This window comes from Streptomyces sp. NPDC001220, assembly GCF_053597895.1.
In genome coordinates this window covers 1-14,745 of the sequence record NZ_JBSFJE010000023.1, presented here as the reverse complement: position 1 = coordinate 14,745, position 14,745 = coordinate 1, and the positions used below count along the sequence as shown (strand labels likewise).

Annotated in this window: 9 protein-coding genes; 5 read left to right on the top strand and 4 right to left on the bottom strand. The window is 67.9% G+C overall.

Annotation, left to right across the window (positions count from 1 at the left end; all coding sequences use genetic code 11):
• Positions 1 to 17 precede the first annotated feature (17 nt).
• Together ACWDGI_RS38895 and ACWDGI_RS38890 are read right to left on the bottom strand one after the other, a co-directional pair.
• Positions 18 to 1,343, bottom strand: coding sequence for a helicase associated domain-containing protein (locus ACWDGI_RS38895; RefSeq protein WP_450767609.1), 1,326 nt, complete (start codon positions 1,341 to 1,343; stop codon positions 18 to 20).
• Positions 1,344 to 1,494: 151 nt separating this feature from the next.
• Positions 1,495 to 6,183, bottom strand: a complete 4,689-nt coding sequence (locus ACWDGI_RS38890; protein ID WP_450767438.1) for a hypothetical protein — start codon at positions 6,181 to 6,183, stop codon at positions 1,495 to 1,497.
• Positions 6,184 to 6,351: 168 nt separating this feature from the next.
• Between ACWDGI_RS38890 and ACWDGI_RS38885 the strand changes: the two genes are divergently transcribed.
• Genes ACWDGI_RS38885 through ACWDGI_RS38875 form a run of 3 tightly spaced genes read left to right on the top strand, consistent with a single transcriptional unit; the run spans position 6,352 to position 10,552 of the window.
• A complete protein-coding gene (locus tag ACWDGI_RS38885) occupies positions 6,352 to 7,512 on the top strand; it encodes a tyrosine-type recombinase/integrase (protein ID WP_450767436.1) in 1,161 nt (386 codons plus the stop codon).
• On the top strand, positions 7,509 to 9,992 hold the full coding sequence (locus tag ACWDGI_RS38880) for a tyrosine-type recombinase/integrase (RefSeq protein ID WP_450767434.1): 2,484 nt from the start codon (positions 7,509 to 7,511) through the stop codon (positions 9,990 to 9,992). Before ACWDGI_RS38885 ends, ACWDGI_RS38880 begins: the two co-directional genes overlap by 4 nt.
• Complete coding sequence (locus ACWDGI_RS38875) at positions 9,989 to 10,552, top strand: hypothetical protein (RefSeq protein ID WP_450767432.1); 564 nt, start codon at positions 9,989 to 9,991, stop codon at positions 10,550 to 10,552. Before ACWDGI_RS38880 ends, ACWDGI_RS38875 begins: the two co-directional genes overlap by 4 nt.
• Positions 10,553 to 10,570: 18 nt before the next feature.
• On the opposite strand, the gene ACWDGI_RS38870 is transcribed toward ACWDGI_RS38875, so the two are convergent.
• Together ACWDGI_RS38870 and ACWDGI_RS38865 are read right to left on the bottom strand one after the other, a co-directional pair.
• A complete protein-coding gene (locus ACWDGI_RS38870) occupies positions 10,571 to 13,231 on the bottom strand; it encodes a Helicase associated domain protein (RefSeq protein WP_450767430.1) in 2,661 nt (886 codons plus the stop codon).
• Positions 13,228 to 13,794 carry a hypothetical protein gene (locus ACWDGI_RS38865; protein WP_450767428.1) on the bottom strand — a complete coding sequence of 189 codons (567 nt, stop codon included), beginning with the start codon at positions 13,792 to 13,794 and terminating at the stop codon, positions 13,228 to 13,230. The genes ACWDGI_RS38870 and ACWDGI_RS38865 overlap by 4 nt, the downstream gene beginning before the upstream one ends.
• A 150-nt stretch (positions 13,795 to 13,944) precedes the next feature.
• On the opposite strand from ACWDGI_RS38865, the gene ACWDGI_RS38860 reads away from it, so the two are divergent.
• Positions 13,945 to 14,238 carry a hypothetical protein gene (locus ACWDGI_RS38860; RefSeq protein ID WP_450767426.1) on the top strand — a complete coding sequence of 98 codons (294 nt, stop codon included), beginning with the start codon at positions 13,945 to 13,947 and terminating at the stop codon, positions 14,236 to 14,238.
• 111 nt (positions 14,239 to 14,349) lie between these two features.
• Positions 14,350 to 14,517: a hypothetical protein gene (locus ACWDGI_RS38855; protein WP_165939570.1), complete on the top strand. Its 168-nt coding sequence runs from the start codon at positions 14,350 to 14,352 to the stop codon at positions 14,515 to 14,517.
• The last annotated feature ends 228 nt before the right edge of the window (positions 14,518 to 14,745 follow it).

Genomic DNA, 14,745 nt, shown 5'->3' with positions numbered 1-14,745 from the left:
ACCCACTTGCGCCCGGGCTACCAGCGCATGCCGAGCTGGTCGAGGTCGGCGCGGCGCTGGGGGCTGAGCTTCGTGGCTCTGCGGCGGGTGTTGTCGAGGAACGCCCCGAGCTTGACCGGCTCGCCGTCGACATCCTCCACGTGCTGCCGGGGCACGGTCAGGTGGCCTTCGCGTGCGTGGTGCTGCCGGGCGGCGGTGAGGTTGGCGGCCCACCGGGCGTCCTGCGACCGGGGCGCACCCGCCACCAGTTCACCCTCTGCCGGGGGCTCGATGCCGACGGTCTCCAGGAGCCACTGCTGGGCAGGCATGAGCCGTTTCCATCCGGCCCGCTGTCCGGCCACCCACACGCCCAGGTCTTCGCCTTGGACGATGAGTTCGCCGGGCCCGGCCGGGAGTGCACCGCAGGCTTTCACGTGAGCGAGGACGAGCCGGTAGCTGCGCTGCCATCCGATTTCCCACGCCGGGCACCATCCTGGGTCCAGGTCGGCTAGAGCCTCCATACGGGCTTGTGACAGCTCCCCGGCGTAGGAGACGCCCGTTTCTCCGTTGACGCGTCGTTCGGTGTTCTCGGCTGCCTTGCGGGCCGCTGCGCGCTGGTTCTTCAGCCAGACACCGATGGGGAAGTTGTCGCCGCCCCACACCGCCGTGGTCGGCGGGAGCAGATGCCCGTGCACCGTGGCGTACGACCGGGCGACGGCGAGGCCGGCCTCCCACGCGGACGCCTGCACCGACCACACCATCCCCAGCGCCTCCAACTCGGCGACGCGGGAGGCCTCCAGGGTCCCGGCTGCGTAGTAGCGGCGCTGGTCGGCCACCCACACCCCGAGCGGATGCCCGCCGATCGCCGGCCAGTCCTCCGGCGTGACGTACGTGTACGGCACCCGCAGCTCGCTGTTGCCGGTCTCCCGCAGCCACCGCGTGGCCACCTCGATCCCGCGCAGCCAGTACGCCCGCTCCGGGTCGATGACCCGCAGCCGGACGAACTGGGCGAGTGCGGCGGGGTCGCGTTCCTCGCTGAACCTGAGCACACCGGCCGCCGCCGCACCGACCCGGTCGACGACGTCCTCCTCCTGGCCGCCGTCCGCTCCGTCCGCGCCGTCGAGGTCTTGGTCCAACTCACCGTCCCCGGCTGCCGGTCGGGCGTTGCGGACCCGGGGGTCGGCGAGCGCTTCGATCGTCTCTGTGTCGTGTGCGCGGAGTGCTCCGAGGATCTTTGCGAGGGTCCCGTACGCATCCGAGGTGAGCAATTCGTCCGCGTCCTCGTCTTCCCCGAGAAATACCGGAACGATCAGAGTGGCGAGTTTCCCGACCCCGGGACGCATCCGCAGGGCACGCCCGACCATCTGCACGATATCCACCATAGAGCCGCGCGCATCCGCGAAAAGAACCGCGTCACATTCGGCCGTGTCGATTATCTAGTGCTGGTGAAGTGATGGGCATGTTTGGCGTGGTTCAGAAGCGGCTTTCGCGAGGGTGCGGGGTGCTTTGGAGCTGTTACCGGAAGATCTGCTCGATGCCGAAGACGAGGCTGTGGGCTTGGGGCCATCCGGCGTCGATGAAGGCGTCGCAGATCTGCCGTAGGGCGGTGAGGTTGTCCGGGTTGTGGAGGAGGCTGCGGTGGTCGGCGAGGATGCGTTCCACGAAGGTGACGCAGGTTCCCACACCGAGGGCGTCCGCGGTGTAGCCGCTTTGTGCTCCTACCTGGGTCACGATGTCGCGGACGGTCAGGAGCGTCTGCTGCGGGCGCTGGTCGATCATGCGCTCACACATCTCGACGAGGTGGTGGGCGACGCCCGCGACTGGGGTCGCCGCAAGGAGCTTGATCAGTGGCTCGGCTGCGTCGACGAGTCTGACTTCCGGCTCGATCGGGGGCTTGCTGTCGGTGCCGCCGCTGGCGAAGTAGATCTGTGACGCGATGTTGTCGAGGAGCCTGAGGGTGTTTTTGAGTTGCTCACGCTCGGCGTCGGTTGAGGTCTGATGCTGGCTCAGAGCGTGGCGGGTTTCGGTGAGGGCTGGTTCGGCGAGTTGCTGCATGAGCTGGAGAGCACGTTGGCGGACAGCCTCGTTGCCGTGGGTGAGTGCTCCGGAGATGCGTAGTTGGTGGAGGCAGCCGGCCCAGGTGCTGTCGTCCAGCCAGCGGGTGATCATGCTGGTGAGGGCGGCGCCTGCTTCGGGTGTTGCGTGGTGGACCCACAGGAGTCCGGCGGCGGTGGCGCAGGCGGAGGCGGCGGTCTCGCGGCCAGGGTGCGGTGTCGCGCGTCCCATGACCGTGGTCAGGATGGAAGCGCCGCGTTGACGGTCGCTCATGCAGAAACAGGCCGTGGTGACCGCGGCGGCGAGCACGGCGTCGTCGGAGTCCTGCGTGGCGAGGCGCTCGAGGATCTCCCACGCCGTGTCGGTGTCGCTGACTGCTATGCGCGGGGTGAGTCGGGCCACTGTGTGCCTGATGGCTCCCACGGGGTCTGCCGCCAGTGCGAGCAGTGCTCGCGCGACTTCGGGGCTGTACTGCTCCGGCACGCTGGCGAGTTGGCCGAGGCCGCGAGCCGCATCGGCTCGGGGGCCCTGGGGGAGGAGCAGGTCGTAGTTGGCGTTCTCCGGGGTGGGTTCGGGCCGAGGGCTCGTTGTCGATACAAGAAGGAGGGTACGCGCGTGGGTCAAGGATGCCGGCGGCGTCTGTGTGCTGCGGGTCCAGATCTCCGCAGCCCGGGCGAGAGCGTCCTCCGCCTGCGCGCGCATGGGGGAGGACTGCGTCTGCTTCAGGGCTGCTTCCAGATTGGTGGCAGTGTGCTCGGCGGATGCGGTGTCTTCCGGTGTGGCGGTGCCGTTGAGATAGGTGCTCGCGAAGCTGCTCAGGGCTGCGATGAGCTTGCGTAGTTCGGCTTCCGCAGGGTCTTCCTCCTTGGTCTCGGTTGGCTCCGCAGCAGGCCACGGCAGGTGCCCTGCGGCGGCTTCGGTGTCCCGTGCGTTCTTGTCCGCTGCCAGTGATGGATCGGTGACGTGTTCCACGGAGAGCGCGTCGACGAGCATCTGGTACCGGCGGGCCTGCTCCTGGCTCCCCTCCTCCTGGGAGGCGTCTGGCTTGAGCGAGAGAATCGCTGCCTCCAGGCTGGCAGCTTCGGCAGGTGCGAGGGTGGGGTGCAGCTTGCTGATCAGCTCGCAGGCGGGACCGAGCAGATCCGGGATGAGCAACTGCGTCACGACGTCGGCCGGCTCGCTGACCAGGGAAGCTGCCAGGGCCGGGTTGGCGGCAGCTGCGCGTAGGGTGCGTCGCCAAACAACACCCGCTTGGGGTGCCGAGGTGAGCGCCTCGCTCAGCGCCTGCGCCTCGGTTGCGGTGGCAGCGGAGGCGAAGTCCTGATAGGTGCCGAGTAGGGCCGCCGGGTCATTATGGGCGTAGCTGGAGCCGAAGTCCCATGCGCGTGAGTCGTCTTTGATGACCACGAACGTGCGGTCCCCCAGGACAGCCGAATGCTTGGGTAGATCTTGGCCAGTGCTTGTCAAGCGGGTGAGGATCGCCAGGGCACGAGGGAGGTCCGAGCGCAGGACGGTGGGGAAGTATTCGACCAGGGGGTACTTGGCAGAATCGAAGTCCTGTCGGCGATTGGACACGAGGGTCAACACGAAGCCGCTGCCCATCTGGGTGTCGGCCGAGGACGTCTCGGTGTGGCTCAGCACGGCCACGTAGAGGTCTTCTATGAGGCCCGGCAGGAGATCCAGCAGCTCTGAGACCTTGCTGGTCATGGAGAGAAGGTCGTTGTAGCCGCGCTCTTCGAGCTGGGGCGGCTCCACAGCGCGCCTGAGTAGTGTCTCGGTCGCGGTCAGGTCACCTGCTGCCGTTTGGATCACAGCGGTGATGGCCAGCCGTGAAGCGGGGGCTGGAGGCTGGGTCCACAGGTACTCCAGCAGGCGCCGCGCCGCCAACGCGCAGAGCCGCAACTGCTGTTCGTCCAGCATCGCCCGATGGGAGGCCAGGTCGGTCACCAGGACACCCAGCCCCGTGAGGAATCGGGCAGGTGTCCGGCCGAGACACTCAGCGACCTCGGTCCAGACACCTGGATGCTGGAGGCGGCTTTCCTTCAGCTTGAGGGAGACAGCGACGGCGATCGCTGCGAGTATCCGCTTCGCTCCCTCCTCGGCGCCCGGATCCGGTGCGAGCAGCGGCTCCAGGTCAGTCGCCTGATCGCAGTCATCCGTGACGACGTCTGCGATTGCTGTGGCTGCCATCCCGGGGGAGGGCAGTGCCATCAAGGCCAGAGCCAGCGCCCAGAACACGCCGGGACCTTGCGCCCAGGCCGTCCGGAGGTACATGTCGATGCTGGGGCGGGCGAAGAGCAACAGGTCGGGGTCGGCGTCCAGTCTCTCCTGCAGCCCGTCGGGGGAGTGGGAGAGGTAGGTGACGGCAACGGCGTAGTCGAACAGCACGTGGTGCGCGAATTGCAGTGGGCCGTTGGCCGTGGGGCCCATGATCGTCGGGGCTTGTGTGAGGACGGAGCTGGAAAGGAGGGCCCGCAGGACGTCTGACGCTGCGGTGTCACCCGCCAAAATCTTCTGCGAGGGCACGGCAAGTCGTCTCTCCTGTACTGCGGCTGCGCACAGGCGGCCGAGGAAGGCCGCTTTCGCGATGCCTTCGGTTCCCCGGGTGACGCGTGCCTCCCAGTAGCGCTCCAGCAGGCCCAACCTGCTGCCGACAGTGCGTAGCTGCGTTGTTGGTGCGCCGTCCAGCAGGAGTTCGGCAGCCAGGCGCAGGTTGAACGGGTTGCGCATCAGCTGTCGCTGCTGGTCGGAAGCCTGGCTCAGAAAGTCACGCAAGGCGGGGAAGACGTCGGTGACCTGGGCGACCTCTTCGTCCGTCAGATCACCCACTTGTACTGCCTCGCCTGGAAAGAGGGCACGCAGCTGGGGGGAGTGCTGTAGATCCCAGGTGCGGATGGAGGCGACCACCTGCCAGTTCGGCAGCCGACGGCTCACATCCGCGATGATTGACCGCCACAGCTCGGTGGAGGCATCGACTCGTGCGGCATCCAGGGCATCGATCGCCAAGAGCCCGGTGCTACCGGGCTGCCACTGCTCGAGAACGTCGACAAGCGGATGCTGCAGCCCGAGTTCTGCTTGGAGCATGCCAGCACTCCGGGCATCCACGCCGGCTACCGACAGGAGAAGTACAGGCCGGCCTTCTGCACTGGCTTGCCGGGCCAACTCGTGCACGACCACGGTCTTCCCTGCACCCGGCCCGCCGGCCACGAGGATCGAGCCCTCCTGGGTCCTCGCTCCGATGCCGGTGACCGTGCGCGCAATGGCTACGGGCCCCTGCGGTGTGGGGACGGTAGTGAGGCCATGGCCCAACTGGTCGAGGGTGTCGTGCGTGCTCCTGGCCAGGCGCTGGACATCTGAGGTGAAGTCTCGGACGGTGGCCAGCGCGATGCCAGCCGATGACAGCGACTGCTGCAGTTGCCTCATATCGGCACCGGAATGCTGGATGGCCAACTGAGCGCAGGCGCCGAGCAGTACGTGCCACGCCGCGTCCGCTTGGGCAGGATCAGTGATCACGGACGTGCGCAGTGTCTGGAGGGCCTCCCGTTCTTCCAGGCCGCCCTGTTCGACGTCGAGGACCCATACGTGGCAATGGACGAGGAACCCCCTCAGTTCCGCAGCCGAGGGAGTGCCGCCGCGCTGTTTTGCCCACTCCCGGGTCGTGTGAGCGACGAACTTGTTGTAGGCGTCAGTCTGGTCGCTGTTGAAGGCGAGCGACGTCACGTCCCGCTCGGCGGGAGCGTTACGGAGACGGTCAAGAACTTGCTCGAGGTCGTTCCGCACCGGTTTTGAGGCGTCGCGGGAGGTGACGAGGACCAGCCGGTCCTGTTCATGGCCTGGCATGAGGTGCTGCTGAACGAACTGCGCGACGGTCTTACTGAGTTCACTCTCCTCCGACTGAGACAGCGTAATTGATCGCTTAGCTTGGAGCGCCAGTGTCCGCCCGTCGGAGGTGTGCACTCGGCAGTCGTCGACGGGTTCGCCGGTTTCGCAGGCGATCCGCTCCACAGTTCCGGTCCACAGCCCCTGGACGCCCGGAGATGCGGAGCCCGCTACAGCGGCGACAGCCAGCCAGGCGGCCACGCGATGCTGGTAGTCGAAACCGCCCGCGCCCGCACTGCCCCCGGCGTCTGCCCGTGCTGCCTCACTCACCGCGGCTCTCCTCGCTCACGCCGACCTGCAGTGCTTGTTCAACTCAGGCGCGGATTATCTCTCTGTGGGGTGGTTGGTGTGGCATGTTCGGTGTGGTTCCCACCTGGTCGTGTGGCCGTCTGACGGTCCGTGCCTCGGTTGCCGACGGGGCTTGGTTGTGTTTGGTGGGTGGAGCAGACCTACGTAGCTGAGCGTTCGATCTCTCCGTCGACGGGTGTGGAGCGGTGGGTGGTGGCTGATACACGCGCCTATGACCTGCATGTGGAGGCGTGTGCGTTTTTGGCGGGGTTGCGTAGCAAGGGCCGCTCGCCGAACACGGAACGGGTCTACGCGGGCCGTCTCGCCCTCTATCTGAACTACTGCACCCAGCGCCGTATCGAGTGGTCGTGTCCGAGTTTCATGGCGCTGTCCGGGTTGCAGCAGTGGCTGGTCACCACGCCGCTGCCGGCCCGCAGCCGCCGCTCCCCGACCAGGGCTGCGCCCCGCTACCGTTCGCAGGGTACGGCGAACGCGGTGATGACGGCGGTCACGGACTTCCTGCGCTTCGGGGCGCTCCGCGGCTGGGTCCCTGCCCAGACGGCCGGCCTGTTGTCGGAGCCGAGGTTCCTGCGGTTCTTGCCGGCCGGTTACGACGCCGGCGAGCGCGGCCAGTGGCGCCAGGTCCAGGTGTCGGCTTTTCGTTTCCAGATCAGCGAACCCGGATACGAGGACCTCTCCCCGCAGCAGATCCGCCGCATGATCGCGGATACGCCCAGAGCACGGGACCGTTTTCTCATTGCGCTGCTCGCCGCGACCGGCCTGCGGATCGGGGAGGCTCTGGGCTTGCGCCAGGAGGATCTGCATTTCCTGGCCTCTTCACGCTCCCTGGGCTGCCCGGTGGAAGGCCCGCATCTTCATGTGCGGCGCCGCACCGACAACCCGAACCGGGCCCTGGCCAAGTCCAGACACTCCCGCTGCCTCCCCGTCACCCCCGGCATCGTCGCCTTCTATACCGACTACCAGCACGAACGGACCCCGGTGGCCGCCGCGGCCGAGACAGGCATGGTGTTCGTGAACCTCTTCCGCCCGCCGCTGGGGCGGGCCATGACCTACCCGAACGCCAAGAACGTCTTCGACCGTCTGGCCCGCCGTGCCGAGCACCCGGCTCGCCCGCACATGCTGCGCCACTCCGCGGCCACCCACTGGCTACGTGAGGGAGTGGACCGGGACGTGGTGCAAAAGCTGCTGGGTCACGCCTCGCCGCTGTCCATGGACCGCTACCGCCACGTCGATGAGTCCGAGACCCGGGCGGCTGTCGACCGGGCCCAGGCATGGCGGGAGGACCAGTGAGCACGGCTGGTGCGCCTGCCGTCGCACGTCCCTCAGCGACGAAGGCCACGAAGAAGTCGTGGGAGACGTGGCTGCGTGCCCACATCGATCCCGCGTGGCGGCCGGGGGAGTGGGACAGCGCCAGATGGCTGTTCACGGGAGACCTCGACAACCCGCGCACCTCGTCCTCGCGGTGCCGCACCCGCCGCTGCGACATGATCGTGCGCGCTCAGGAGACGTTCTGTACCTACTGCTCGGATCAGCGCAGAAAGAGTGGCCTGCCGCGGGAAGAGTTCGCCGCCACTTTCACCCCCGCCCGTTCCAGATCCCTGCCGTTGACGGTCGTCGGGCCGTGCACGCTCACCCGGGACGGCGTGCGGTGCGTACGCCCTCAGGTATCGGGAGGCCTGTGCGCCGCTCACCACGGATCATGGAAGTACCACAAGTCCAGAGGCACGCTCGAGCGGTGGCTTCGCAGCCGGGCAACACCGTTCACCGAAAACCCAGACTGCATGGTGGCCCACTGCTCCGGCTGGGCGATGAACTCCAGTGGGTTGTGCAACTACCACTGGCGCGCCTGGAGAGTGGAATGCCGCTCCAGCACCGACCCCGTGCCTGCCGCCCAGTGGGCACCGCACCAGCCCCTGTACCTGCTGGCGCACCAGTTCCATCTCGCCCCATTGCCCGAGCTGCTGCGCTGGGAAGTGTTGTACGCCGTGCAGCAGATGGACCAGTGGGTACGTGCCCTGGAACCTCACTGGATCCGCGGCGTGATCAGCCACCTCACCACGGCCGAGACCCTTCTGGACGCCACCAACGCGGCCCGACTCACCAAGCCGCACCAAGCTGCCGTCCGCACATTGGAGAACCTGCAGTCTGCCGCCCGCGCCGGATACAGCGAGTTCTCCGGGATCACCCTCATCGACCAGGACGTCATCGATCTGCGCGTCCTCGGGCTGCGCCACAGCGCCTCCGGCAAGCGCCGGCATCTCCCCGGCCGCGTCGATCTCCGCACAGTCCGCCAGCCCTGGCTGCGCCAGGCGCTGCGTCACTGGGTGACCACCGCCCGACCCACCACGGAAGACTTCAAGCGCACGTTCCACGCGACGACCATCGCCTCCACGGCTCTCGCCCAGCGCGCCCACGCCGGCGACGACCCCGCCGTCCTGACGTTCGCCGATGCCACCTCGGCCGTTGACGCTTTCCGGGCCGCACGCAGACGAGACGGCACCCTCTACTCCTCTTCCTTCCGACGCAGCCTGTTGGGGACGTTCTTCCAGCTCATCGCCTACGGCCGCCGCTGCGGCACCCTCGATGACTTGGCCGGCACCTTCACCCGCGTGCCCGTCGAGCACGTCATCTCCGTGGAGGAACCCAATGAGGACTTCATCGGCAAGGCCATCCCCGAGTCCGTCATCCGGCAACTGGACGCTCACCTCGACACCCTGGGCACCGGAAACACCTACGGCTGCCGCGATATCGCTCCCGACGCCCGGCAGTTGCTGTACCGCACGATGTACATCGTCCTGCGCGACACCGGACGCCGCCCGCTCGAGATCGTCTCCCTGGCCCGTGACTGCCTGGAAACCCACAACGGCCAGCCCACCCTGATCTGGGACAAACGCCACCGCAGACGTCTGCCGATCACAACATCCACCGCCGACGCCATCCGAACCTGGCAAGCCTGCCGCGACCAGCTGCACCTTCCCGCCAAGAGAGACCGATACCTCTTTCCCTCTCTCACCGCCCTGAGCGACGCCCCCTACATCTCCAGCACCTACCTCAGCGACGCCCTCAGGCTCTGGGCAGACGCCCTGCCCCCGCTCCACGCCGAGGGCACCGACTCCCAAGGACAACGCCTGCTCTTCGACCGGACCCTGATCTACCCCTACGCCTTCCGCCACTCTTACGCCCAGCGCCACGCAGACGCCGGCACCCCCGTCGACGTGCTGCGCGAGCTGATGGACCACAAATCCATCGCCATGACCCAGCGCTACTACACCGTCTCCCTCAAGCGGAAGAGCGAAGCTGTGGCCAAGCTCAGCGCACATGTCCTCGACCAGCACGGCCACCTCAGCCCCAGCTCGAGCACGGCCTACGAGATGCGCTCTGTCGCTGTTCCCTACGGCGGCTGCACCGAGCCGTCAAACGTCAAAGCCGGCGGCCAGGCCTGCCCCATCCGCTTTCAATGTGCCGGCTGCGGCTTCTACCGCCCCGACCCCTCCTACCTGCCCGCCATCGAGCACCACATCAACGAACTACGAGCAGACCGCGAAACCGCACTCGCCATGGGTGCAGCCGAGTTCGTCACCACCGCCCTCACCGCACAAATCACCGCCTACCAGCGCGTCATCGACCGCATGAACACACACCTGGCATCCCTCCCCGCCTCCGAACGCGCCCAGATCGAAGAAGCCAGCACCGTGCTGCGCAAAGCACGAGCAGGCCACAACCACACCCTCCTGCCCCTCACCACTGCCCGACCGAAAGACCCGCGATGAATCCCCGCGGCAACCCCGCCCCCCTCGCCGAAGCCAGACGCCGTCACAGCCTCGATAAACGAGCCCGTGTCCTCACAGTCCTGGCCACACTCGAGAAACAGGGAAAGCCGCTCACCTTCGCCGCAGTCGCCCGCGCCGCCCGCGTCTCCACCTGGCTCACCTATGCCCCCGGCGTACGCGAGCACATCGAGGCAGCCCAACTACGCCAAGCCCACAGCACCCCACCATCCGCCACGGCAAGCACACCCTCCCCACTCAGCCTGCGCACCGAACTCGAAATCACCCGGCAAGAAATCAAAGAACTCCGCGACGAACGCGACCGGCTCCAGGCAGCCCTGCGCCACCAACTCGGCCAGCAACTCGATTCCATCCACGCTCCCGACGCAGCAACCAGAGCAGACCAGCTGTACGCCCTGAACCAGGACCTCACCCGCCGGCTGGAGGAAGCCGCCTCGGAGAACGCCACGTTCCGCGCCCGCATGACCGCCCTCGAAGAAGACCTGATTGCTGCCCGCACCAGCCTGCGCCGGATGATCCGCACCGAGAACACGGCCCGCTGAACGACATACCCACGGCGGTTATGCCCACTCCATGCCGAGCTCCCGGAGGGCGTCGAGCTGCTCGGGGGCGAGTTTGTCGCGCCTCGATTTGGTGTTCGATACCCACACGCCCAGCTTGACGGTCACCGGGTCCGTCTCGCCGTCGACCGTGATCTGTTCGCTGTGGCCACGCGGTACAGGCCGGTGGGCGCCTTCCCGTTCGGCCCACTGCGCGAGGGCCGTGAGGCCCCGCTGGAACGCCTGCTGAGCCTTGTTCGGGCCTTTCGTCGCACGCCTAGTCACCGGAGCCGCGGGCGGCGCCTCGAGCGGCTTGATGCCCAGCGTGGTCAGCCGTTCCTGCTGCTCGGTTGACAGCAGCTTCCAGATGCCTGGCTTGCGCTGTTGTTGGAGCCATCGTCCGATGTCATCGCCGTCCATGAGTACGCCGGGTGCGATGTCGGGCAGGACGCCATCGGGTTCATCGGCGGCGAGGTCGGCGAGGACGCGGTAGTGGCGTTGCCAGTCCAGTGGCCATGGGCAGTTCCAGTCCGGGTCGATCGCGGCCAGCTGCCCTGCGCGCGCGGCGGCCCGTTCCGGGTCCTTGCCCAGGCCGCCCTTGCGGCGCAGGTTTGCGACCAGCTGGCCGACGGCCACGGTTCCGCCGCCAGCGGGTTCGTCCCAGACGGCGTCCTGGCGAGGCGCGAGGTGCCCGGTGGCCCGCCGGAAGGACCGCAGCGCGGCGAGCTTGTTCTCCCAGGCTTCCTCGCCGGGCTCCCAGACCATCCCGGCCTCGTCGAGGAGTTCCTTGCGGTGGGGGTCGAGTTCTCCGGCGCGCAGCGCCTTGCGCTGTTGGTGCACCCACCTCCCCAGGGGAAAGTCCTTCGTCGTCCCGACCTCGGTCTCGGTGTCGTAGGGGATGGCGTGCAGGCCGGTGATCTCGTTCTCCTTCCGCCACCGGATGAGGGCCTGGTAGCCCTCCAGCCAGACCAGGGACTGAGGGCGGATGACGCGGCAGCGGGTCAGGGCGGCGATGTCGGCCGCGTCGCGGGGCTGGGCGAAGTTGACCACGATCGAGGTGACCCGGTCGGCCTCCGGCTGCGCCTCGCTCGTCTCCTCACCGTCACCGCCGTCGGTTCCCGCTGCGGGGGCGGGGCGAACGTGGAGGCGTCGGTGCTCGGTGCCGCGGGTCAGGGCTCGGGAAGCGAGCTGGTCGACCATGCGCTCCGAGTGACTGCGCAGCGCCTGGAGGATGTCGACCAAGGGCTGGTAGCTGGCGGAGGCGACCATGTCCTTGGGGTCCTCCCCGGGCTGCAGGAAGATCGGGATGATGATCCGCGCCGTCTTCACCGTGCCGTCCGGATTCGGGCGCAGTGCCCGCCCGATGTTCTGGACGATGTCGACCTGGGAACTGCGTGAGCCGACGATGCACACCGCTTCCACGCCGCGCAGTCCGGTGATGTCGACGCCGACCCCGAGGGCCCGTACCGAGGCGAGGAACGCCCGGTGTACGCGCCGGTTGGCGGCGTTGATGCCGTTGGCGAACCGTTGGATCACCTCGCGCCGGTGGGCGATGGGGTGGTCGCCGCACAGCCAGTCGGCCCACACCCGGTCCGGGGGCACGTGCCGGCCGTCCTCCAGCTCGTACAGCTCGGCCTCGATGGAGGAGGCGGGTAGCTCCTCAGCGTCGGCCAGGGCGACGTCTGAGGCTTCGGTGGCGTACAGCTCCGCAGCGGTTGCCGGCATCTGCTCGGCGAACGCGCGGGCTTCCTCGACCCGCTGGTGGAAGGTCATGACGGTGTGCAGGTTCATCTGCGCCGCGTGCTCCAGCAGCGCGGCCTGGAGCAGCGCCAGGCGCCGGCCGCGCAGCGCATCCTCCGACAGCCCCAGGACCGGGTCGGGGTCCCGGATCTCCAGTACATCGATCTCGAACCCGGCGAGGATCGAGCGTTCCACCGCCTCCGCCAGCCCGAGGTCGAAAAGCCTGGTGCCGTAGGTGGCGCTGTCGTCCTGCATCGATGCGATCACCAGCTCCCGTCCGTCCCGGCCGCGCTGCGGGCTGGGCGCGGCGAGGATGCGCGGGGTGGCGGTCAGGTAGAGCCGGAAGTCGATGGGAATGCGGACGTTGTCGTGGATCGCCGCCCATGGCCGGCCCATGTCCCCGGCCGTCATATGCGCCTCATCCACAATCGCCAGGTCGAACGGGGCCATCCGCTGGCCGTACAGCCGCTCCCCGCCCGCCAGAGCGGCCTCCAGCGGCCCGCGCACCGTTCGCTGGCCCGAAGGGTCTTCCGGGTCCTCGCGGTCCACGAGGGAGGCGTACGTGGCGAACACGACCACCGGCCCCTTCCCGGCCCACAGGGCCAGCTGGATCGGGTTGGTGGTGGTGCGCACCCCCAGCTCGTTCAGTACCGCGTCGTTCTCGAGCGAGCACACCGCCACCATGGGGGAGCGGTGCCCCACAGCCCGCCACGCCTGGGCGGTTTGCACGAGCAGGTCCAGGGTCGGCACGGTGACGAGGATCCGGCCGCTGGGGAAGCACTCCAGCGCACACGCGGCGGCGGTGATGGTCTTGCCCGATCCGGTCGCGGACACGATCGTGCCACGCGCCCCCTCCGGCGGCACAGATGATCTTGCAGGGAATCCGACCCATTTTCGGAACCGTGATTTCTGTTCCACCTGGTGTTCTCGGAGCTGGATCAAAAGAGTTCTCCCTGCTCGGGAAGGATTTGTGTGACGGAAGCGATGCGGTATCCGCCGCGTTGGTAGAGGCCACCGTCTCTTCCGTGGATGGCCCAGGCTCTCGCGGCCGCTTCACCCGGTGATGCCGCCATCAGATGGACGACGAGGGCAGGCATGTCCGGGCCGGAGCTGCCGGCGGTGGGCCGGGCATCGATCCGGTAGACGCGGTGCCGCCGGATTTCCACAGCCGCGCCACCTGACCGCTCGGCCTCGTCCACGTCTGTCATCAACCGCTGCAGACGCTGCTCTTCGTAGCGGATGGCACGCGAGTCACGGGACGGCACATACGAGGCCATCCGCTCCTTCTCCATGAGCTGGGCGATCCGTTCCCACTGCAGCTGCCGCAGCTCCGCGATGAACAGCTCACTCAAGTGATGCACTTCCACCGGGAGCATCCGCGCCCGCCCGGCACGCTCCTGCGCAAGGCGTACCTGCGTCGCCACCCGACGGTCATCGAGTCCAGTTGCTCTCGAAACAACACCGAGTCGGGCAAGCTCATGCGGAAGGTACTCGTAGATCAACACACGCCCAGCTTCCTACCGGGTGTCCCTGAATTACGCCAATGCTACATGCTGCATCAATCGAGGTGCAGACGTGCAAGACTCCCCGAAAGCCTCCTGCACGAGATTCCGTCGGCCCTGATGGTCGTGGTGCATCGGGGTACACGGCCCCGCATGGCACCGAAGACCGAACGCATCCAGTTCCTGCGGGCCGTGCGACAGCTGCACCGCGTCCGCTCCTTCTACGCAGCAGGCGTCCTGCTGTGGGCGGCATCCTCTGCCTGGACCGGCTGGCAGGCGCCCGGCAGCCGGCAGATGTGGGTGTCCGTCCTCCTCCTGGCCGTCTTCACCGGTCTCCTTGCCACCGCGGGCCTGTCTGTGCGGCGTCTCGCAGTCCCCCCGACAGGCCGGCCCACGCATCACGCCGCCTCGCACAAGGCAGCAAGCCCCCGCCGCGCCCATGCCTGAGAAGCCGTCAGCCCATGCCCGCATGGGCTGACCACTTTCGGAGGTGCCGCCCACGTCTGTGGGGGCGGGGGCCGGGCATACGGGCTTCACTTCCTATGAGAGGGGCTAGTCATGCTCGGCATAGTCGCGGCAGTGCTGTTCTTCATCGCGTTCCTCATCAACGCGGCCGAGATCAGCACCAATCACACCTTCTCGTCAGTCAACGTGATGCTCCTGGGGCTGACCGCACTGGCCCTGCACGTTGCGGGAATCGGTAGTACTTGGTCCCGTAGACGCTGACCCGGCGCCAAGCCCCCAGAACCTGCAGAGGACAGCCGCACCCCGTGCTGCTGCTCGGGCCGTAGGCCCGTTGGGTCGGCCTTTGTGGCGCGAAGCGCCACACGGTGACCGGAGCGCAGCGAAGGCACCGGGTGGGGGCGTAGCCCCCACCGCTCCGGGAGCGCAGCGGACGGAGCGTCACCCGCCCCCCTGCGCAGGGGGGCGCGCTGACCGCGCAGCGGTCAGCTC